General features: G+C 63.1%; 23 protein-coding genes. 15 read left to right on the top strand and 8 right to left on the bottom strand.

The window, feature by feature from the left end; all coding sequences use genetic code 11:
- Positions 1-4: 4 nt before the first annotated feature.
- Genes glp through ACO06J_RS06480 form a run of 7 tightly spaced genes read right to left on the bottom strand, consistent with a single transcriptional unit; the run spans position 5 to position 7484 of the window.
- The gene (gene glp / locus ACO06J_RS06510; RefSeq protein ID WP_421759894.1) at positions 5-1210 is read right to left on the bottom strand and encodes a gephyrin-like molybdotransferase Glp; all 1206 of its coding nucleotides are present in this window, start codon (positions 1208-1210) and stop codon (positions 5-7) included.
- Positions 1207-1671 (bottom strand): cyclic pyranopterin monophosphate synthase MoaC, encoded by a 465-nt coding sequence (gene moaC, locus ACO06J_RS06505; protein ID WP_421759893.1) that lies wholly within the window; start codon positions 1669-1671, stop codon positions 1207-1209. Before moaC ends, glp begins: the two co-directional genes overlap by 4 nt.
- A 1-nt stretch (position 1672) precedes the next feature.
- The gene (gene trpC / locus ACO06J_RS06500; RefSeq protein ID WP_421759892.1) at positions 1673-2467 is read right to left on the bottom strand and encodes an indole-3-glycerol phosphate synthase TrpC; all 795 of its coding nucleotides are present in this window, start codon (positions 2465-2467) and stop codon (positions 1673-1675) included.
- A gap of 3 nt (positions 2468-2470) precedes the next feature.
- Positions 2471-3484 (bottom strand): anthranilate phosphoribosyltransferase, encoded by a 1014-nt coding sequence (trpD, locus tag ACO06J_RS06495; protein WP_421759891.1) that lies wholly within the window; start codon positions 3482-3484, stop codon positions 2471-2473.
- On the bottom strand, positions 3481-4077 hold the full coding sequence (locus ACO06J_RS06490) for an anthranilate synthase component II (RefSeq protein WP_421759890.1): 597 nt from the start codon (positions 4075-4077) through the stop codon (positions 3481-3483). The genes trpD and ACO06J_RS06490 overlap by 4 nt, the downstream gene beginning before the upstream one ends.
- Before the next feature lie 9 nt (positions 4078-4086).
- Positions 4087-5595, bottom strand: coding sequence for an anthranilate synthase component I (trpE, locus tag ACO06J_RS06485; protein WP_421759889.1), 1509 nt, complete (start codon positions 5593-5595; stop codon positions 4087-4089).
- A gap of 11 nt (positions 5596-5606) precedes the next feature.
- Positions 5607-7484: a SurA N-terminal domain-containing protein gene (locus ACO06J_RS06480; protein ID WP_421759888.1), complete on the bottom strand. Its 1878-nt coding sequence runs from the start codon at positions 7482-7484 to the stop codon at positions 5607-5609.
- A gap of 129 nt (positions 7485-7613) precedes the next feature.
- Here ACO06J_RS06480 and tpiA point away from each other — a divergent pair, with 129 nt between their 5' ends.
- From tpiA to ACO06J_RS06450, 6 genes are all read left to right on the top strand, one after another.
- Entirely contained in the window at positions 7614-8369 is a 756-nt protein-coding gene (gene tpiA / locus ACO06J_RS06475) for a triose-phosphate isomerase (protein ID WP_421759887.1), read from the top strand.
- A gap of 104 nt (positions 8370-8473) precedes the next feature.
- Positions 8474-9004 carry a preprotein translocase subunit SecG gene (secG, locus tag ACO06J_RS06470; RefSeq protein ID WP_421759886.1) on the top strand — a complete coding sequence of 177 codons (531 nt, stop codon included), beginning with the start codon at positions 8474-8476 and terminating at the stop codon, positions 9002-9004.
- Between the two features lie 128 nt (positions 9005-9132).
- Positions 9133-10761, top strand: coding sequence for a CTP synthase (locus ACO06J_RS06465; protein WP_421759885.1), 1629 nt, complete (start codon positions 9133-9135; stop codon positions 10759-10761).
- Positions 10761-11171, top strand: coding sequence for a DUF6998 domain-containing protein (locus ACO06J_RS06460; protein ID WP_421759884.1), 411 nt, complete (start codon positions 10761-10763; stop codon positions 11169-11171). The genes ACO06J_RS06465 and ACO06J_RS06460 overlap by 1 nt, the downstream gene beginning before the upstream one ends.
- 13 nt (positions 11172-11184) lie before the next feature.
- Positions 11185-11361 carry a DUF4169 family protein gene (locus tag ACO06J_RS06455; RefSeq protein ID WP_421759883.1) on the top strand — a complete coding sequence of 59 codons (177 nt, stop codon included), beginning with the start codon at positions 11185-11187 and terminating at the stop codon, positions 11359-11361.
- A 77-nt stretch (positions 11362-11438) separates the two neighbouring features.
- Positions 11439-11921: a glutathione peroxidase gene (locus ACO06J_RS06450; RefSeq protein ID WP_421759882.1), complete on the top strand. Its 483-nt coding sequence runs from the start codon at positions 11439-11441 to the stop codon at positions 11919-11921.
- An 88-nt stretch (positions 11922-12009) separates the two neighbouring features.
- Here ACO06J_RS06450 and msrA read toward each other — a convergent pair whose 3' ends face one another.
- Positions 12010-12735, bottom strand: a complete 726-nt coding sequence (msrA, locus tag ACO06J_RS06445; protein WP_421759881.1) for a peptide-methionine (S)-S-oxide reductase MsrA — start codon at positions 12733-12735, stop codon at positions 12010-12012.
- Positions 12736-13647: 912 nt separating this feature from the next.
- Here msrA and ACO06J_RS06440 point away from each other — a divergent pair.
- The 9 genes from ACO06J_RS06440 to ACO06J_RS06400 all read left to right on the top strand — a co-directional run bounded on the left by ACO06J_RS06440 (position 13648) and on the right by ACO06J_RS06400 (position 21191).
- The gene (locus ACO06J_RS06440; protein WP_421759880.1) at positions 13648-14604 is read left to right on the top strand and encodes an NAD-dependent epimerase/dehydratase family protein; all 957 of its coding nucleotides are present in this window, start codon (positions 13648-13650) and stop codon (positions 14602-14604) included.
- A 57-nt stretch (positions 14605-14661) separates the two neighbouring features.
- Positions 14662-15495 carry an AraC family transcriptional regulator gene (locus ACO06J_RS06435; RefSeq protein WP_421759879.1) on the top strand — a complete coding sequence of 278 codons (834 nt, stop codon included), beginning with the start codon at positions 14662-14664 and terminating at the stop codon, positions 15493-15495.
- A 2-nt stretch (positions 15496-15497) separates the two neighbouring features.
- The gene (locus ACO06J_RS06430; RefSeq protein ID WP_421759878.1) at positions 15498-15905 is read left to right on the top strand and encodes a hypothetical protein; all 408 of its coding nucleotides are present in this window, start codon (positions 15498-15500) and stop codon (positions 15903-15905) included.
- A gap of 100 nt (positions 15906-16005) precedes the next feature.
- Positions 16006-17280, top strand: a complete 1275-nt coding sequence (gene eno / locus ACO06J_RS06425; protein WP_421759877.1) for a phosphopyruvate hydratase — start codon at positions 16006-16008, stop codon at positions 17278-17280.
- A 164-nt stretch (positions 17281-17444) separates the two neighbouring features.
- Positions 17445-17840 carry an FtsB family cell division protein gene (locus ACO06J_RS06420; RefSeq protein ID WP_421759876.1) on the top strand — a complete coding sequence of 132 codons (396 nt, stop codon included), beginning with the start codon at positions 17445-17447 and terminating at the stop codon, positions 17838-17840.
- Between the two features lie 123 nt (positions 17841-17963).
- Entirely contained in the window at positions 17964-18974 is a 1011-nt protein-coding gene (gene pdhA, locus ACO06J_RS06415; RefSeq protein ID WP_421759875.1) for a pyruvate dehydrogenase (acetyl-transferring) E1 component subunit alpha, read from the top strand.
- Between the two features lie 36 nt (positions 18975-19010).
- Complete coding sequence (locus ACO06J_RS06410; RefSeq protein ID WP_421759874.1) at positions 19011-19289, top strand: hypothetical protein; 279 nt, start codon at positions 19011-19013, stop codon at positions 19287-19289.
- Positions 19290-19344: 55 nt separating this feature from the next.
- Positions 19345-20733, top strand: coding sequence for a pyruvate dehydrogenase complex E1 component subunit beta (locus tag ACO06J_RS06405; protein WP_421759873.1), 1389 nt, complete (start codon positions 19345-19347; stop codon positions 20731-20733).
- Between the two features lie 5 nt (positions 20734-20738).
- A complete protein-coding gene (locus ACO06J_RS06400) occupies positions 20739-21191 on the top strand; it encodes a nucleoside deaminase (RefSeq protein ID WP_421759872.1) in 453 nt (150 codons plus the stop codon).
- The last annotated feature ends 5 nt before the right edge of the window (positions 21192-21196 follow it).

The following is a 21196-nucleotide window of genomic DNA, read 5'->3' as shown; positions in this document are numbered from 1 at the left end:
CTCTTTAGCCCCAGGCGAGCGGAATAACTTCCACAATCTCGCCCGGCGGCGAGCCCGGATCATCCTCGGGCTGAATGATCAGTGCATCCGCCAGCGCCAGCGAAGATGAGTGCGAACTGTCGGTCTCAAAGATCGGCGTAACCTCGAGATAGCCAATCTCGTTCCGGCTCAAAATCCCGCGCATGAAATGTCGGCGCGGCCCGGCGGGCGGCAGGCCGAGCAGGGTAGGGACCCCGATCCGCGGCCACAGCGGGTCCGTGTGCCCCGTCATCGCCCGCAGCGCCGGCTTCAGGATCACCGTCGCCGTCACCATTGCCGAAACCGGGTTCCCCGGCAGCCCGAACACCAGCGTCTTGCCGCGCGTCCCGAACATCAGCGGTTTACCCGGCCGCATCCTCAGCTTCCAGAAATCGAGCGTCACCCCAAGGTCGCGCAGCACCTGCTGCACGTAATCGCGGTCCCCGACACTCGCGCCACCGCTGGTGATCAGCATGTCGACGCCCATGTCGAACGCACTCAGCAACACCTGCTCCAGCCGCGCCTTGTCGTCCGGCACGATCCCCAGGTCGATGACCTTTTCCGCATAGGGCGACACCATCGCGATCAGCCCGAACGAGTTCGAAGCCACGATCTGGTCAGGTCCGAGCGTGCCACCAGGCGCCACCAGTTCATCGCCCGTGGCGAGGATCGCTACCTTCGGCCGCCGGGTCACCGTCAAGTTCGGCTGGTTGGCCGAAGCAGCAAGGCTCAGCATCGCAGGCGTCAGCGCCACGCCCGCCGGAAGCAGTTCCGCGCCACGCAGGAAATCAAACCCCTGCTTGCGGATGCTCTGGCCCGCCCGTGGCGCTTTCTGGAAACTGATCTGGTTCCCCGCCGCGCTAGCCTCTTCCTGCATGATCACCGCATCCGCGCCAATCGGCAACGGCGCGCCGGTGAATATCCGCACGCATTGCCCGTGCTCCATCATGCCGACAAAGCGCGCACCCGCCTGCGACGTCCCCGCGAGCTTCAACGGCCGCCCCGGCACCACCTCTGCCGCACGCACCGCATACCCATCCATGGCGCTCGCATCGAACGGCGGCTGGCTGTGAGTGGCGAGCAGGGGCTTTCCCAATACCCGCCGATGCGCCCGCCCCAGCGGTACCACTTCCGAGCCCAAATCGGGCAGCTTGGCGAAAATCCGCTCCAGGGCCTCGTCAACCGGCATCATCGTTTGAAATCACCCGACTTGCCGCCCGACTTTTCCTCAAGCTGGATCGCCGTCACCCGCATCGCCCGGTCATGCGACTTCGCCATGTCGTAAAGCGTCAGCGCCGCCACCGAGGCCGCCGTCATCGCTTCCATCTCGACGCCGGTCTGCGCATTGGTTTCCGCCGTCGCGGTGACCAGCAGGCCCGCGCCATCGCCGACGATCGTCACCTCCACACTCGTCAGCGGAATAGGGTGGCAGAGCGGGATCAGTTCAGCTGTCTTCTTTGCCGCCATGATCCCGGCAATCCGCGCCACCGCCAGCGCATCACCCTTCTTCAGCGTCCCACCTAGGATCAGTGCAATCGTCTCCGGCAGCGCCTCCAGCCGCGCCGTCGCCACGGCGCGCCGCCGGGTCGTCGCCTTATCGGCGATATCGACAATATGGGCTTCCCCAAGCTGGTTGAGGTGGGTGAGCGTCATCCTAGTTGCGCAGCAACTGAATGGTGGCAGCCGTCACGTCGTCCTGCCGCATCAGGCTCTCGCCGACGAGGAACGTGCCGATCCCGGCGTCGGCCTCAAGACGCTTGATATCGGCGTTTGAATAGACCCCGCTCTCCGACACCAGGTGCACCGATTCCGGCACTCCGACTGCGAGGTTGATCGAGGTCTGCAACGTCGTCTCGAAAGTGCGGAGGTTCCGGTTGTTGATGCCGATGAATTCCGCGCCGAGCCCCAGCGCCCGGTCGAGCTCCAGTTGGTCATGCACTTCAACCAGCGCATCCATCCGCCATTCCTCGGCAGCGTCCAGCAGGTAGCGGGCGACGTCATCGGTCACGGCGGCGAGAATGACCAGGATGCAGTCCGCACCCCAGGCCCGGCTCTCGGCCACCTGATAGGTCTCGAACAGAAAATCCTTGCGCAGCACCGGCAGCCGCGTCGCATTGCGCGCCTCGATCAGATACCCCGGCGCACCCTGAAAGCTCGGCCGGTCAGTCAGCACCGAAAGGCACGCCGCCCCACCCAGTTCATAGGCCCGCGCGATCTCCGCCGGGTTGAAATCTGGCCGGATCAGCCCCTTGGACGGGCTCGCCTTCTTTACCTCCGCGATCAGCGCGAACTTGTCCTCCGCGCGCTTCTTTTTCAGCGCGGAAAGGAACCGGCGCACCGGCGGCGCATCATGCGCCTCGGCCACCACCTCGTTCCACGGCTTCAGCGTCTTGGCCGCCGCGATCTCTTCGCGCTTGTAGACTTCGATTTGGGACAGAATATCGGACATGGATTACCCGTTGGAAACGGCAATGAGTTTATCGAGCACCTGGCGGGCCTTGCCGCTGTCGATCGCCTCAGCTGCGATCCTGACACCGGATTTGAGGTCCTCGGCGCGATCGGAGACAATCAGCGCGGCAGCTGTGTTCAGCAGCACCACGTCGCGATAGGGGTCCTTCACCCCATCGAGCAGCGCGCGCAGCCGGCCGGCATTGTAGGCTGGGTCCGCCCCCTTGAGGTCGGCGATGGTCGCGCGCGGCAACCCGGCGTCTTCCGGCGTCACCTCGAAACTGCGGAGGTCGCCGCCCTTGATCGAAGCCACAAAGCTCGGCCCCGTGGTCGAAATTTCATCCAGCCCGTCGGCGCCATACACCACCCAGGCCGCAATCGCGCGGTTGGCGAGCAGCGCCGCCGCCACCGGCTCCACCCAGCGCTTGTCGAACACACCCAGCATATAGCGCCGGGCGCCCGCTGGGTTCGACTGCGGCCCAAGCAGGTTGAACATCGTCCGTGTGCCCATCTCCTGCCGCGACGGACCTACATGCTTCATCGCCGGATGATGCGCCGGCGCAAACATGAAGCCGATCCCGACATCGCGAATGCAAGCGCTGATCTGCTCCGGCGTCAGGTCGAGCTTGATCCCCAGCGCCTGCAACACATCGGACGCCCCGGATTTCGACGAGAGCGCCCGGTTGCCATGCTTTGCAACGAGCACACCGGCCGCAGCGGTTACGAACGACGCGGCCGTCGAGATATTCAGCGTCTCGGCACCGTCGCCGCCTGTGCCGACAATATCGATCACATCCTCGGGCGCCTCGACCCGCACCATCTTCTCGCGCAGGATCGAGACCGCTGCCGCGATCTCGCCCACCGTCTCGCCCTTGACTCGCATCCCCATCAGGAACGCGCCGATCTGGCTCGGCGTCGCCTCGCCATTCATGATCGTGGTCATCACCGAGCGCATTTCTTCGCCGGTCAGGTCCTGCCGGGTCGCGATCTTGTTCAGCGCGGCCTTGATGTCCATCACGCCGCCTTCTTCATGTTGAAGTCGCGGGCGATGTTGAGAAAATTCTGCAGCAGAGCGTGGCCGTTCTCCGAGGCGATGCTCTCAGGATGAAACTGCACGCCATGGCTCGGGTAGGTCTTGTGCTGCATGCCCATGATCAGCCCATCATCAGACGTCGCCGTCACCTCCAGCACCTGCGGCAGCGTCTCGCGCTTCACCACTAGCGAGTGATAGCGCGTCGCCTCAAAACCGGCATTCAGCCCGCGGAACAGGCCCTTGCCGGTATGGCTGATCTTCGAAGTCTTGCCGTGCATCAAATACGGCGCGCGGATCACGTCGCCGCCCATCGCCTGGCCCATGGCCTGATGCCCCAGGCACACCCCAAGCAGCGGGGTCGTCGGCGCAAACCGCTCGATCAGGCTGAGGCAGATACCAGCCTCATTGGGGGTGCAGGGGCCAGGAGACAACACGATCCCCTCAGGCGCCATGACTGCGATCTCATCAAGGGTGATCTTGTCGTTCCGATAGACAACCGGGTCCGCCCCGAGTTCACCGAGAAAGTGTACGAGGTTGTAGGTGAAGCTGTCGTAGTTATCGATGACGAGAAGGCGCATCGGTCCCCCTTACTGACCCACGCGGGCCTCGCCCGCATAGCGTAGTGCTTCTTCGGCGGCGCTGAAAAGGGCGCGCGCCTTGTTTTCGCATTCCAGTTGTTCCAGCTCGGGCACGCTGTCGGCCACAATCCCGGCGCCCGACTGCACATAGATCTTGCCGTTCGCGACAATTGCGGTGCGCAACACGATGCAGGTGTCCATCGTCCCGTCGGCGCCGAAATAGCCCACGCACCCGCCATAAATGCCGCGCCGTGCCTGTTCCAACTCGTCGATGATCTCCATCGCCCGCACCTTTGGCGCACCTGACACCGTACCCGCCGGGAACCCGGCAGCCAGCGCATCAACAAAATCGTACTTGGGGTCGAGCTCGCCGACGACGTTCGAAACGATGTGCATGACGTGCGAATAGTACTCTAGGAAGAACTTGTCGGTGACCTTCACTGAGCCGATCTTCGCCACCCGGCCAACATCGTTGCGGCCAAGGTCGAGCAGCATCAGGTGCTCGGCCAGCTCCTTGGGATCCGAAAGCAACTCGTCGGCCAGTTCCTTGTCGCGCGTCGGCGTCGCGCCGCGCTTCCGCGTCCCGGCGATCGGCCGGATATTGACCTGGCCGTTCTCGACCTTCACCAGAATTTCCGGGCTTGAACCGGCAACGGCAAAGTCGCCGAAATCCAGCATGTACATATAGGGCGATGGGTTGGTGCGGCGGAGCGCGCGATAGAGCGCCGTCGGGGGCAGGGTGAACTCCGCCTCGAACCGCTGGCTCAGCACCACCTGGAAGATGTCGCCGGCCGTGATGTACTCCTTGGCCCGCGCCACCATGCCGGCATATTGCTCGATGCTGGTGTTGGATTTGACGGCAATGCTGTCGATATCCAGCGGCGCCGCACTGTAGGGCAGGGTGCGCGCCAGCCGGCTCACCGCATCATCGATACGAGCCTGCGCGCCTTCCCAGGCCTGCCGAGCCGTAACTCCGGGGCGCACATAGACTGGCGCCGTCAGATAAAGCTCGTCTTTCAACGTATCAAACACCGCCAGCACTGTCGGCCGCATCAGTATCGCATCCGGCAGCCCGAGCCCGGCATCATGCCGATCCGGCAGCACTTCCATGAGCCGAACCATCTCGTAGCCGAGATAGCCGTAGATCCCGGCAGCGGTGGAGGGCAGCCCCTCAGGCACATCCGCCTGGCTCTCGGCCACCAGCGCGCGCAGCACGTCGAGCGGCGCTTCGGCTACTGGCACGAAGCCGTCCGGATCAAGCCCGGCATTACGGTTGATGCTCGCCTTGCCGGACTCGACCTTCAGAATGATGTCCGGGTCAAACCCGATCATCGAGTAGCGGCCGACGATTGCGCCGTCCTGTACGCTTTCGAGCAGGAACGTGTTCTTGCGCCCCTCGGAGAGCTTCAGATACGCGCCGATCGGCGTTTCAAGGTCGGCAACGACACGGCGAAAGACGATCTGGTCCCGACCGCTCTCATACGCCGAGGCGAAGCGGCCGTACTGATCGTCGCCCATCACTGCGCCCATCACTGCGCGGATGTGTCGATTGCCAGCAGACTGCTCAGCACCTGCTGGTTGATGCTCGTGCCGGCCTCGGAGGTGATCCCGCTGACGAAGTCGGCATAAAGCGTGTCGCGGGTGCCGTCCTCGACATACTTCTTGGCCGCAGCAGGCGCATCGCCCGTCGCGGGAGTGATCTCGACGACATGGAACACCACGTGGTCGCCGTCGCCGTTGATCGCGGTGCCGACATGATCCGGCCCGCCATTGAAGATCTCGTGCGCCACGGCGTCGTTGATCACCGGCGTGCCATCGCCCGAGCGCTTCAGAGGCTGGCTGAGCTGCGGGAACTGGTTGAGCTCGGCCGCGACATCGGCAAACGCCTTGCCGCCCTTCAACTCGCCAAGAGCCTTGTCGACCTCTGCCTGCAAAGCGGCATCGGTCTTTTCCTTCGTCCATGCAGTGGTCACCGCATCGCGAACTTCATCCAGCGTCTGGTCCCGCGCCACATCGACCGACTTCAGGTCGAACCACACACTCAGGTTGGAACCAAGCGCGATGGTCGGATCGAGCGCGCCCTGGTCCGCCTTGAAAATCGCGCTCGCCACCCGCGAATAATCTTCTGCGGGGATAGCCGTTACCGTTGAGAGCTCCGCGCCATCAGCCGTCACCGGGATGCTCGTCGGGGTCAGATTGAACCGGCTCGCAATCTCGGACAGCGGCTTGAACGCAGCGCGCAGTTCCTCGATCTGGTCGAGCACGTCGTTGAATTCTGCGCGCGCCGCCGTCATTGCGAGCCGCTTGGCAATATCGTCATGCGCCTCGGCCAGGGTCACCTGGCCACCCGGCGTGATCGCCGACACCGTGATCACGCGCTTGCCGCCAATGCCCTCGATGATCGCATAGCCGTCAACGGGCAGACCGAACGCCGTGTCCGCAAGGCTCTGGTCAGTGATCTCGGTTTTGGCCAGCGTCCCCAGCTCGGTGAACGCCAGGCCCGACGTCGCCAGCAATTCGCCGATGCCCTTGCCGGCGGCCTTCCCATCCTCAAACAGCTTTTGCTGCTCGGGGGTCGTCAGCGCGATCTGCTTGATCGTGCGCTTTTCGATTTTTACCAGGCTATCCTTGGTGCGCTCGTACTCCGCACTGATCTCGTCTTCCGAAATCGTCTTGGTCGAAGCCAGCACCTCGGGCGACAACGCCAACAGGTCAACCGTACGCGTTTCCTTGGTGCGGAACTCGGTCTGGTGATCCTTGAGATACGCTGCCAGGTCGTCCTCTGTCGGCAGCGGCACGCCCGCCACGCTCTCGCCATTGAGCACAAAAAAATCGACTGTGCGCGTATCACCGCTGAACCGGTTGATCAGGTCCGTTGCAGTCGCTGAAACAGGAGAACCGGCAAACAGGCCGCTCGCCAGTTGCTGGCGGCGCGATGCCTTGGCCTGCAGTTCGAAATACTCTTTTTCCGTGTAGCCCATCTGCTGCAGCACGCGCTTGAAGCTCGTGACATCAAAGCCGCCAAGCGTGCTCGAAAAGCTCGGATCCTCATTGACCATCTTTGCCAGCCGGTCGTCAGAAACGCCCAAACCCATATCCACGGCCACTGCATTGACCGCAGCCTCCGATGCAAGCCGGCTCAGCACCATCGAGGGGATGCCCATCGCCAGCGCTTCCTCGGACGTCGGCACCTTGCCGATCTGCTGGGAAACCTGCTGCATCTGCGTGTCATACGCCCGCTTGAAATCGCGGATCGAGATTTCCTGCCCCGCGACCGTCGCCACGGTATTGGTGCCCAGCGAGCTGATGACGTTGGAAATACCAAACCCGGCGAGGCCGATTGTCATCAGACCCATGAGGATCTTGCCGACGATGGTATTGGCGAACTTACGAAACAGAGCGAGCATCAGGATAATCCAACTAAGTCGCCATCCGGCGGGCGGCGGATACTAGACAGGGTCGCGAATGTGCCGCAAGGCACAACGGCACGGGGGTTATGGCAAACGCCCGCATTAGGCAAGTAGCAGGAGCAATACGTGGCTAGAGAGATCACCCCGCTGGTGGCGGGCAACTGGAAGATGAACGGCACGGGAGCGGCGCTGGCCGAGGTCAGCAAGCTCGCCGCAAAGCTGTCCGAAGGCAGTGGGCCCAACTGCACCGTGGTCATCTGTCCCCCTGCAACGCTCCTCGACCGCCTGAGCAAAGCTGCCTCCGGCACTGCCATTCTCTCCGGCGGCCAGGATTGCCACCCCGCCCTCAACGGCGCCCATACCGGCGATATCAGCGCCCAGATGCTAGCTGATGCCGGCGCGCGCTACGTCATCGTCGGCCACTCTGAGCGCCGCGCCAACCACGCGGAAACCGACGAACTGGTGCGCCGCAAGGCCGAAGCCGCACTCGCCGCCGGCCTCATCCCCATCATCTGCGTCGGTGAAACCGAGGCCGAGCGCCGCGGCGGCATCGCCGATGCCGTTGTCGCCACCCAGCTCGAGGGCTCGGTACCTGACCAATGGTCCGACTTCGGAATCGTTATTGCCTATGAGCCCATCTGGGCCATCGGCACCGGCCTGACGCCGACCATCGCTGACATCGCCGAAATGCACGACGGCATCCGTGCACTCCTCCTCAAGCGCTTCGCCGATCGCGGCGAGGCGGTGCAACTCCTCTACGGCGGCTCAATGAAACCCGCCAACGCCGCTGACATCCTCAAGGTGCAAAACGTCAATGGCGGGCTCGTTGGCGGCGCAAGCCTCTTGGCAAATGACTTCCATGCGATTATCTCGGCAGCTTGAAGAGTGCTCCGCTGCCTATCAAAGGCTGCGGAAGCGCTGGCATTTGTTTTGGCGCGCGTGTAGAAGGCCCGCCGAACTCGTCTAGTGAAAGCCGATAGGTCCTCATGGCCAATGTTCTGATTGTTGCTTACCTGCTCATCGTGCTCGCGTTGATCGCAGTCATCCTGCTGCAGCGCTCCGAAGGGGGCGGGCTGGGCATGGGGTCGCAGTCCAGCAACGGGCTGGTGAGTGTCCGCGGCTCGGCAAACCTCTTGACGCGCACTACGGCCATCCTCGCGGCGCTCTTCTTTGCCACGGCGATCGGGCTGACCATCCTCTCCGAACTCGACCGCGGCACGCAGACCATTCTCGACAAGGCCGGCGCCAATGGCGGCGCGGCGACGGACGTGCTCGACGCCCTGCAGAACCTGCAGAAGCAGAACGCCTCCGATCTGCCGGTCCCCGCCGACGCAACCACTCCCGCGACGACGACGCCTGATACCAGCGCGACGCCCGCCACCACCACAGATCAGACGGCGCCCGCTGCGACCACCACTCCGGCCGCGCCTGCGACCGATCCTGGGCTGGCCGTGCCAACCGATACGGCTCCGGCAGCGACCACGCCGGAAACCACACCCGCGGCGCCTGCCAACTGAGGCCGCCGCGACAGCGAACCAGGGAAGGGGATGGAAACATCCCCTTCTTCTTTTTGTATGGGGCAAACCCGGCCGATACTGCCGGAGCCCTTCCGAATCACTGTTTTCAGTCCTTAAGGTGAAGGCCCATGGCGCGGTACGTTTTTATCACCGGTGGCGTGGTTTCCTCATTGGGCAAAGGCTTGGCCTCCGCCGCACTCGGTGCGGTGCTGCAGGCACGTGGCTATAAGGTCCGGCTCAGGAAGCTCGACCCCTACCTCAATGTCGATCCCGGCACGATGTCGCCGACCCAGCACGGTGAAGTGTTCGTCACCGATGATGGCGCCGAAACCGATCTCGATCTCGGTCATTACGAGCGCTTCACCGGCCGTCACGCCAACAAGCGCGACAACATCACCACCGGCCGCATCTATTCCGACATCATCGCCAAGGAGCGCCGGGGTGATTTCCTCGGCGGCACCGTGCAGGTCATTCCGCACGTCACCGACGCCATCAAGGACTTCATCCGCGAAGGCAACGAGGATTTCGACTTCGTCCTCGTCGAAATCGGCGGCACCGTTGGCGATATCGAGGGCCTGCCGTTCTTTGAGGCCATCCGCCAGTTCGGCAACGATCTGCCACGCCACCACGCCTGCTACCTGCACCTGACGCTGATGCCCTATATCCCGAGCGCCGGTGAACTGAAGACCAAGCCCACCCAGCACTCCGTCAAGGAACTGCGCTCGATCGGCATCGCCCCCGACGTGCTCCTCGTCCGCTGCGACCGACCGATCCCGGCCGGTGAGAAAAAGAAGCTGTCGCTGTTCTGCAACGTGCGCGAAAGCGCCGTCATCCAGGGCCTCGACGTCGCCTCGATCTACGATGTGCCGCTCGCCTACCATCGCGAAGGCCTCGATCGCGAAGTGCTCGCCGCCTTTGGCATCACCGACGCCCCGGTCCCCGACCTCAGCAAGTGGGACGACGTCTCGGCCCGCCTCCACAACCCCGAGGGCGAGGTCAACATTGCCATCGTCGGCAAGTATACCGGCCTCAAGGACGCCTATAAGTCGCTCTCCGAAGCGCTCCAGCACGGCGGCATCGCCAACCGCGTCAAGGTCAACATCAACTGGATCGACAGCGAGATCTTTGAGCGCGAAGACCCCGCGCCCTATCTTGAGCACATCCACGGCATCCTCGTTCCCGGCGGTTTCGGCGAGCGCGGCTCGGCCGGCAAGATCCAGGCCGCCCGCTTTGCCCGTTTGAAGGACGTGCCGTATTTCGGCATTTGCTTTGGCATGCAGATGGCCTGCATCGAAGCCGCCCGCAACACCGCCGGCATCAAGAATGCCTCCTCCACCGAGTTCGGCCCCACCAAGGAACCGATCGTCGGCATGATGACCGAGTGGGTCAAGGGTAACGAGCAGGTGACGCGTTCAGCAGAAACCGATCTCGGCGGCACCATGCGCCTCGGCTCCTATCCCGCCCAGCTTTCGAAGGGCAGCCGCGTTGCCGATATCTACGGCACCACCCGCATCACCGAGCGCCACCGCCACCGATACGAAGTGAATATGAACTACCGTAAGGTCCTCGAGGCCAACGGCCTGCTGTTCTCCGGCGTCTCGCCCGATGGCAAGCTGCCCGAGATCGTCGAGCGGACCGATCACCCGTGGTTCATCGGCGTGCAGTTCCACCCGGAGCTGAAATCCAAGCCCTTCGAACCGCATCCGCTCTTCGCCAGCTTCATCGAAGCGGCCGTGGTGCAGAGTCGCCTGGTTTGATGGGGGTAGTCGTACCACTTCCGCTGGAGGTCGCAGCGATTTACGCAGCGGTCCGTGCACTGGAAGCGCGCTACCCGGGACGAAAGTTCACTCCGGATGGACACCTGGTAGGGTCGATTGGCGAAGCCATAGCAGCCGAACAATTTGGACTGGAGCTCCTTCCTAACTCAAGCGCTGTTCACGATGCCCGTGCTGAAGACGGAAGCCTTGTTCAGATTAAGCTGACTGGCGGGCTATCGATCTCGATGTACGCCAATTGTGAGCGCTTACTTGTGATGAGGATTGCGACCGAGGCCACGGCAGAACTTGTGTACTATGGCGAGGGGCAGAAAGTGTGGGACGCTTGTGGCCCTGTTCAGAAGAATGGCCAGCGCACCATTCGTCTTTCGAAGCTGCGTCAACTTTCATGATGTGAGGTGAGCAATGGCCGACATCCTTTCGCTCTCCAAAGCCCGCAAGGCCAAGGCGCGCGCCGAAAAGGATGCCACCGCCGCGCAGAACCGCGCCAAGTTCGGCCGCACAAAGGCCGACAAACAGCGCGAGGCCGCCGAAGAGGCGCTCACGCAGAAGCGTCTGGACGAGACCAAGCGCGAGAGTTAGGGCAGGGGACCTCCGTTCAGAACGGCGCGATACGGCGCCGCTCTCACTTGGCCGGTTTGCCCAATAAGGATACTGACATGTCTGATTTTTACGACTTTTCCGTCCGTCGTCTCGACGGCAGCGAACAGTCTCTCGCGGACTATCGCGACAAGGTCGTCCTCGTCGTCAACGTCGCCAGCTTCTGCGGCTTCACCCCGCAATATACCGGCCTCGAAGCGTTGTACAAAACCTACGGCGACAAGGGTCTCGCCGTACTCGGCTTCCCCTGCAACCAGTTCGGTGAACAGGAACCCGGTGCCGCAGCCGAGATCGCCAGCTTCTGCGAGCTCAACTACAACGTCACCTTCCCGCTCTACGAAAAGGTCGAAGTCAACGGTCCCGACGCCGCGCCGCTGTTCCAGTGGCTGAAAAAGGCTGCGCCCGGCATGCTCGGCCTCAACGACATCAAGTGGAACTTCACCAAGTTTCTCATCGGCAAAGACGGCCACGCCATCAAGCGCTTCGCCTCCACCACCGAACCCGCCGAAATCGCCCCCGAAATCGAAGCGCTCCTCAAGTAGGCAACTTCGCGTGCCTTACGCTCGTTCTGCACCTCCCCCTTGACGGGGGAGGTTGGGAGGGGGTGTGCGGAGCCAGTGACCGACCAGCCTAAAGCTGTCCAACCAGCACCGGCTTGTCGCTGTAAATCCCCGGAAACAGCGCCTTCAGCGCCTCGACCTTGGGAATGTCGTTGATCGCGATATAGGGGTAGGTCGGGTTCAGCGTCAGGAAATCCTGATGGTACTGCTCAGCCGGATAAAACCCCTTCAGCGGTTCGATCGTCGTCACAATCTCCGCCGGATACACCTTGGCCGCGTCGAGCTGGGCGATATAGGCCTCCGCCACCGACTTCTGCTTGTCATCCGCGACAAAGATCGTCGAGCGGTACTGCGTGCCCTGGTCCGGGCCTTGGAAGTTCAGCTGCGTCGGGTTATGCGCCACCGAAAAATACACCTGTAGCAGCTGGCCGTAGCTCACCTGCTTGGGGTCGTACGTCACCTGCACCGATTCCGCGTGCCCGGTGGTGCCTGATCCCACCATCTCGTATTGCGCCGTGTCCGCCGCGCCGCCAGCATAGCCGGACACTGCCTTGGTCACGCCCTTTACGTGCTGGAACACCCCCTGCACGCCCCAGAAGCACCCGCCGGCAAACACGGCCGTCTGCGTCCCGTCGGCCGCCGTCAAATCAACCGCCGGCGCCGGGATCACCACCGCCTGCTCGGCCGCGCCACTACCCGTCTGCCACAACGCCAGCCCGGCCACCGGCACAATCAGCGCCAGCGCCACATTCCGCAGCCACCGCGTCCAGTCCCTCGCCGTCGATTCCGTCGTCATCACCAAACTCCATCCTCCGCACCCACTGGCGCGACTTCGCCCACCATATGTCGCCGCTATACCCCAAGCACCAGCCCCCTCAGCGCCTTGTGATGACCGGCGATCCCGAGTTGATCCAGGCACAACCCTCTCGATCTCCCTCACCCTTCTCAGGGTAGGGACGGGAAGGAAGCAGCCATCAGGAAAAGTGCTCTTCACAGCATCTGTGGGCACCTTTTGTGCACCAGACCCTCAGTCCCCTCGCCCCTCTGGGGACTTCGAGCCGTCCCGGAGGGCAAAAGGCGCCAGTGGCGCCTTTTGAGGGGAGAAGGCCGCGAGACCTATGGTCGAGTGTCGGGGTAGCGTCGCTAGGCGCGTCAGCGCCGTAGCAAAGCTGGGTGAGGGGCCGGAGCCACGATAGTCCGTTGATCCACCAGCAAAACACCCAACTTGTCCCCGCACCCCTAAACCTGAGCTATTCTCTCTCCGTCCCCCACACGGACGCGGTCGCGACGAACGAACGGTGGGAGATATCGGGAGCCAGGGGAGTCGTTCCCTGGCGGGCCGATGGTATTGGCAACCGACCGACCGGTCAGGCTCCGTCTTGGTAACAAGTCGCGAGGCGCACCGGCCAGTACGCTCCCCGATGCCGGAGGCCTAACTCAGACCCCGATGATCCGGCGTGGCGACGGCCATACAAAATTGCGGACTACCCGCGTCGGCCAACGCCACGCCGGATCCGTCTACCCCACGAACCCCGAAGCCACATGGCCGTCGGGCGCAATTGCACGTCCAATAGGAAAATATTCAACCACTTGGAATGATATTCTCTTCAGTCAATCCGCCCGTTAACGATTGGCGTCCACCCGCCAACCGCCTATGAACATCGGCAAGGAACGCGGCCGGTCTGGCCCGCCAGCGACGGAGGATTTCATGGCAAAGGTGGCAATCATTGGCGGCAGCGGGCATGTCGGCACCTATCTGGTGCCGCGCCTCGTCGAAGCGGGCCACAAGGTCATCAACGTCACCCGCGGCCAGCGCGCCCCTTACCAGCCCAATGGCGCCTGGAAAGACGTCGAAACGGTCCTCATCGACCGCGACGACACCGAGCGCGACGGCACGTTCGGCCCGGCCATTGCTGCGCTCAACGCCGATATCGTCATCGACATGATCTGCTTCACCCTCCCCAGCGCCCAGCATCTGGTGGCGGCGCTGCAGGGCAGGGTGCAGCACTTCCTCCATTGCGGCACCATCTGGGTCTACGGCCACAACACGGCCATTCCCGCCACCGAGGATCAGCCCCTCAACGGCTTCGGCGAATACGGCTCGCAAAAGGCCGCCATCGAGACCTTCCTTCTAGACGAAGCCCGCCGCACCGGCTTTCCCGCCACCGTCTTCCGTCCTGGCCACATCGTCGGCCCGGGCTGGGCACCGCTCAATCCCGCCGGCCATTTCAACCCGGAAGTCTTCTGGAAGATTCGCCGCAACGAGGCATTGGTGCTCCCCAATTTCGGCCTCGAGACCGTGCACCACGTTCACGCCGATGACGTCGCGCAGGTCGTCATGCGCGCCATCGCCACCCGCGCCACTGCCGTCGGCGAAGCCTTCAACGCCGTCTCGCCCCAGGCCATCAACCTCCGCGGCTATGCCGAGCACATGTACCGCTGGTTCGGCCACCAGCCCAAACTTAGCTACCTGCCGTTCGAACAATGGAAGGCGCTGCAGGACGCCGAGGAAGCGCAAGCCACCTGGGAACACCTCGCCCGCAGCCCGAGCCATTCCATCGAAAAGGGCCAAAGACTCATCGGCTACCAGCCGCGCTATTCCTCGCTGCAGGCGGTGGAAGAGTCGGTGCGCTGGCTCGGGGCAAAGGGCAACACCGCAACTTAGCAAGATTAGTGAAATCGCGCCGTGGCACGTCAGCTGCATCGCAACCGGGGCTCCGCCATGCCGCAACACACATATGACACCCGCATCAACCGCGTCACCGCTTTCATCTACGATCACCTCGACGAGGAGCTCGATTTGCAGCGCCTGGCGGATGTCGCCGCCATGTCGCCGTACCACTGGCATCGAGTCTACACCGCCATGCGCGGCGAAACTGTCGCCACCACCGTTCGCCGTCTGCGGCTGATGCGAGCGGCCGACGATCTGGCCAACGGCGATCTGCCGGTCGAAGCGGTGGCCAAACGCTCCGGCTACGACAACGTCCAGTCGTTCACCCGCATCTTCGCAGAGGCCTACGGCATGCCGCCCGCGAAGTACCGCAAACAAGGTAGTCACGCCGCCTTCAACCCGGCGCAGAATCCAGCGCCGATCGCCCACTACGACGTTCGCATCGTCGAACTTCCAACGATGGTAGCCGCCACTGAGGATCACACCGGCAGTTTCATGAACATCGGCCTCGCATTCGACCGGCTGTTCGGGCGGCTGGGCGCTGCTGGGCTGCTTGCGCCCGGGGTGCGCATGCTCGGCATCTACCTCGACGATCCCAGCGCCGTCCCGGAGCAACGCCTGCGCTCGCACGCCGGCGCTATTCTGCCGAGCCCGCCACCTCCCGGTGTTCCATCCGTCACCCTGCGCGCCGGCCCCTACGCCGTGCTGCGCCATCGTGGCCCCTATGCCGATATGCGCGGCGCCTACCAGTGGCTCTTCGGCGTCTGGTTGCCACAATCCGGGCGTGAACCGGCCGATGCCCCGGTGCTGGAGGAGTACCTCAACAGCCCCCGCGACACCCGGCCAGCCGACCTGCTGTCCGATCTCTACGTGCCGCTGGTGTGAGAATGCGCAAGTCGTGGTCCGAGAAGCTGAACTGTCCCGCCGTTCCCGTGGTCAAGCCAGCCCCGGTGAGCATCGCCGGAATGCGGCAGGGCCAGATCATGCTGGTACCCACCGCCAAGATGATCGCCGATTTCATGCAGGCGATCCCGCCCGGCCAAACTGTCGGCGTGCTCGCCATGCGCCAGCAACTGGCCACTCGCCATCGCGCCGAAATCACCTGCCCAATCTACACCGGCTATCACCTCCGCACCGTCGCAGAGGCCGCTCTTGAGGCCCACACCGCCGGCATGCCAATCGAGTCCATCACGCCATTCTGGCGCGTGCTGAACGCCAGCAGCTCGACGACGGGTCGCCTGCCGGATGGCCGGCGTTTTGTCTCAGCACAGCGGCTCGCAGAAGGGCTGGCTTAGCGTCCACCGACAAAAATTGTCCCCAACCCCTTCCAGTTGTCATATGCCTTGTCTAGGAAAGGCAAACAGCACCGTTCGCCAACACAAAGGGCATTCGCACATGAGCTCCATCATCGACGTCACCGGCCGCCAGATCTTTGACAGTCGCGGCAATCCGACGGTGGAAGTGGATGTAGTGCTCGATGACGGCAGCTTCGGTCGCGCCGCAGTTCCCTCGGGCGCCTCGACCGGCGCCCACGAGGCCGTCGAACTCCGCGACGGCGGCAAGGCCTTCCTCGGCAAGGGCGTGACCAAGGCTGTCGATTTCGTCAACACCGAGATCTTCGCGGAAATCCAGGGCCTTGATGCCCTCGACCAGCTCGGCGTTGACCGTACCCTGATCGAACTCGATGGCACCCCGAACAAGAGCCGCCTCGGCGCCAACGCCATCCTCGGCGTGTCGCTCGCCGTCGCCAAGGCCGCAGCCGAATCGAGCGAGTTGCCGCTCTTCAAATATGTCGGCGGCCCGAACGCCCACATCCTGCCCGTCCCGATGATGAACATCATCAACGGCGGCATGCATGCCGACAACCCGATCGACATGCAGGAATTCATGATCCTGCCCGTCGGCGCCGAATCCATCGCCCATGCGGTCCAGATCGGCTCGGAAATCTTCCACACCCTGAAGAAGGGCCTCGCGGCTGACGGGCACAACACTGCAGTCGGCGACGAAGGTGGCTTCGCACCTAACCTCAAGTCTGCCGAAGCTGCGCTCGACTACATCGTGAAGTCGATCGAAAAGGCCGGCTACTCCGCCGGCAAGGACGTCTATCTCGGCCTCGATTGCGCCGCGACCGAGTATTTCAAAGCTGGCAAGTACGCCATGGAAGGCGAGGGCAAAACCCTCTCGTCCGAAGAGAACGCCAAGTTCCTCGCCGGCCTCGTCTCGAAGTTCCCGATCATTTCCATCGAAGACGGCATGGCCGAGGACGACTGGGAAGGCTGGAAGATCCTCACCGAACTCCTCGGCAAGACCACCCAGCTCGTCGGCGACGACCTCTTCGTCACCAACACCGAGCGCCTGCGTTCGGGCATCAAGATGGGCGTCGCCAACTCGATCCTCGTCAAGGTCAACCAGATCGGCTCGCTGTCGGAAACCCTCGACGCCGTCGATACCGCCCACCGCGCCGCCTACACCTCGGTGATGTCGCATCGCTCGGGCGAAACCGAAGACTCGACCATCGCCGACCTGGCGGTCGCCTGCAATTGCGGGCAGATCAAGACGGGCTCGCTCTCGCGCTCCGATCGGCTGGCCAAGTACAACCAGCTCATCCGCATCGAAGAGCAGCTCGGCTCCTCCGCCAAATACGCCGGCCGCAGCGTCATTCGCGGCTGACCGACAGAAGTCTGCGACTTATCAGCGGACGGCCACCGGCCGTCCGTTGTCTTTTGAGCGACTTATCCCCGTCACCTCCAGCTCTGCTAAAATGGCTTTCGCAACCGCCTGTTAAGCGATGGTGAACTATAGGGAAGGGGTTGGCTCACAAGGTTTTCTGGCCCATGTCCACCCGTCTCAAACGCAGCGCCATCTGGCGCCACATCGCGGTCGCCTTGGGTCTCGTGGCGTTTCAGGGCTATCTCGCCTACAGCGTCATGACCGGCCAGTTCGGCATCGAAAGCCAGGACGTGCTTGAGGCCGAGATCGACGAACTGGGCGCGCAATCGGGCGCCCTTCAGGCCGAAATGGATTCCTACCGCCACAAGGTCGATCTCTTTAAGTCCACCCGCATGGATCCCGATCTGGTCTCAGAACGCGCCCGGGCTCTGTTGTCGATGGCCCAGCCCGACGACATCGTGGTGATGGTTGATCCGACCAGTGGTAAACCGATTTCCGGTTCAACAGCGCCGTCAACCGGAACCGAGTTAAGTGGAAATATCGAAAAAGGTATAGACTGATAGCCACGTTTCTTCACGTGAAGTGGAGATTCGCAACTGTCATGTTTCTGCGCTATGCTCAAAGCTTCGCGGCTAAGTTCGCGACTCTGATGCGGCCCTTCCTATCTCCCGGAGCGAATGCCCATGGCGCGTAAAGCGGCGGCCAAGACGGCCCAGTCCAATATCCCTGAACTCACCAAAGACCAGGAACTCGACGCTTTCCGCGACATGCTGTTGATCCGCCGCTTCGAAGAAAAAGCCGGCCAGATGTACGGCATGGGCCTTATCGGTGGCTTCTGCCACCTCTATATCGGCCAGGAAGCAGTCGTCACCGGCGTGACCATGGCCACCGAGAAGGGTAAAGACGCCCAGATCACCGGCTACCGCGACCACGGCCATATGCTGGTCATGGGCCTCGACCCCAAGGGCGTCATGGCAGAGCTGACCGGGCGTCAGGGCGGCCTGTCGCGCGGTAAGGGCGGCTCGATGCACATGTTCTCCAACGAACACCGCTTTTACGGCGGCAACGGCATCGTCGGCGCCCAGGTCTCCCTCGGCACCGGCCTCGCCTTTGCTTCGAAGTACCGTGGCGACAACACCGTCTCGATCTCCTATTTCGGCGACGGCGCGGCCAACCAGGGCCAGGTCTACGAGAGCTTCAACATGGCCAAGCTCTGGAACCTGCCGGCCGTCTACATCATCGAAAACAACCGCTACGCCATGGGCACCTCAGTTGATCGCGCCACGGCGCAGGGCGATTTTTCGAAGCGCGGCCTCTCCTTCGGCATCGATGGCGAGCAGGTCGATGGCATGGACATCCGCATGACCTACGACGCCGCCAAGCGCGCCATCGAGCACGCCCGCAGCGGCAAGGGTCCCTACATCCTCGAAATGCTGACCTATCGCTACCGCGGCCACTCCATGTCCGACCCGGCCAAGTACCGCTCGAAGGACGAAGTTGCCACCATGCGCGCCGAGCACGATCCCATCGAGCAGGTGAAAGCCCGCATCCTCGAAAAGCGCTACGGCACCGAAGACTCCCTGAAGGCGATCGAGACCGAAATCCGCGCCATTGTCACCGAGGCAGCAGATTTCGCGACCACCGATCCGGAACCCGCTGCAAGCGAGCTCTGGACAGATATTTACGCGGCGTGAGCCCAAAGACGGTGGCGTCGATGAGGTCTCACAGCCATGAGCGACATGCCGGACTGGTTGGCCTGGATCCTGGCCGCAGTTCTGCTGGCGCTGTTCGGCTGGTATTTCTGGCATACAGGCCGGACCATGTTCGACGCCATGCGGCATCTGATCTCCACTATCGAGAACTGGCCGCAGATACGTCGCGCCATGGTGGACGCCGAGGCCCGCACACCGCGCGGCCGCTACCCGTTCTGGTTTCGCGCCATTCGCGTGGTGCTAATCCTCGCCCTGGTCGGCCTGCTGGTGCTCGTCCTTTGGCGCAAATTCACCTGATCAAAATTGAAACCGTCGTGCGGCACGGCCGCTTGATCGACCTGCGGAGCCACTGATGCCCACCATTCTGATGCCCGCCCTTTCGCCAACCATGGAAGAGGGGAAACTGTCCAAGTGGCTCGTCAAGGAAGGCGACACCGTCAAGCCCGGCGACGTGCTGGCTGAAATCGAAACCGACAAGGCGACGATGGAAGTCGAAAGCGTCGATAGCGGAAAGGTCGTCAGCATCCTGATCCCCGAGGGCACCGAGGGCGTGAAGGTCAACACCCCGATTGCTCAGGTCCAGGGTGAAGGCGAGACGCTTGAGGCCACTCCGGTCGCCAAAACCGCCCCCGAGCCGTCCGAGGCTCCTGTCGCTGTCGCCGAAAAGGCAGCTGAAGCAGCGCCATCCGTCGCTGCTGCCCCTGCTGCGCCCAAGTTTGAAGCTGCCACCGATCCTGATCTTCCGGCCGGTGTCGAGATGGTCGAAATGACCGTCCGCCAGGCGCTGAACGAAGCGATGGCCGAAGAAATGCGCCGCGATCCGGATATCTTCCTCATGGGCGAGGAAGTGGCCGAGTACCAGGGCGCCTACAAGATCAGCCAGAACCTCCTCCAGGAGTTCGGCCCCAAGCGCGTCGTCGATACGCCCATCACCGAGCACGGCTTTGCCGGCATCGCGGTCGGCGCGGCCTTTGCCGGCCTCCGTCCCATCGTCGAGTTCATGACCTGGAACTTCGCCATGCAGGCGATCGACCAGATCATCAACTCCGCCGCCAAGCAGCTCTACATGTCCGGCGGCCAGGTCTCGGCCCCAATTGTCTTCCGCGGCCCCAACGGCGCCGCCGCCCGCGTCGGCGCACAGCACAGCCAGGATTACTCGTCCTGGTACGCGCACGTCCCCGGCCTCTATGTCGTCGCGCCCTATAGCGCCGCCGACGCCAAAGGCCTGCTCAAGGCAGCCATCCGCTCCAACAATCCGGTGGTCTTTCTCGAAAACGAAATCCTCTACGGCTCGACCGGCCTCGTTCCCAAGGTCGATGACTATGTGCTCCCCATCGGCAAGGCCCGTATCGCCCGCGCCGGCAAGGACGTCACTATCGTCTCGTTCTCGATGGGCATGCGCTACGCCACTCAAGCCACCGAGAAGCTGGTCGCTGCTGGCGTCGACGTCGAACTGATCGACCTCCGCACCTTGCGCCCGCTCGACATGGCGACGGTCATCGAGTCTGTGAAAAAGACCGGCCGCATCGTCACCGTCGAGGAAGGCTGGCCGCAAGGCGGCATCGGCGCCGAAATCGCTGCCCGTGTCGTCGCCGAGGCCTTCGACTATCTCGATGCCCCGCCGCTGCGCGTCACCGGCAAGGATGTGCCGATGCCCTACGCCGCAAACCTCGAAAAGCTGGCGCTCCCCAACGTCGATGAAGTCATCGCCGCGGTGAACGCCGTGACCTATCGGAGCTGATGGCCATGGCGACGCAGGACGAACTCGACCGCAAGTTTCTCGATGCCGCCTATGAGGAGGCCCAGCAGGGCCTACGCGAGGGCGGCATTCCCATCGGCTCGGTTCTCGTCCGCAATGGCGACATCATCGGGCGCGGCCATAACCGCCGCGTGCAAAAGGGCGATCCGATCCTCCACGGCGAAATGGATGCGATCCAGAACGCCGGCCGCCAGAAGACCTATCGCGACGTCACCTGCTACACGACGCTCTCGCCCTGCATGATGTGCACCGGCACCATCATCCAGTTCGGCATTTCCCGCGTCGTCGTGGCGGAATCAAAGAATTTCAAGGGTTTCCAGGACGTTTTGTCGCTGGCCGGGGTGGACGTTACCGACCACCACGAGGCCCGTTGCGAGCACATGATGGCGGACTTCATTGAGAAGAACCCGCACCTGTGGAACGAAGATATCGGCGAGTGAGGCAC

Source organism: Devosia sp., from assembly GCF_965229025.1.
Lineage (GTDB): Bacteria > Pseudomonadota > Alphaproteobacteria > Rhizobiales > Devosiaceae > Devosia_A.
This window is presented reverse-complemented; position numbering and strand designations above follow the sequence as displayed.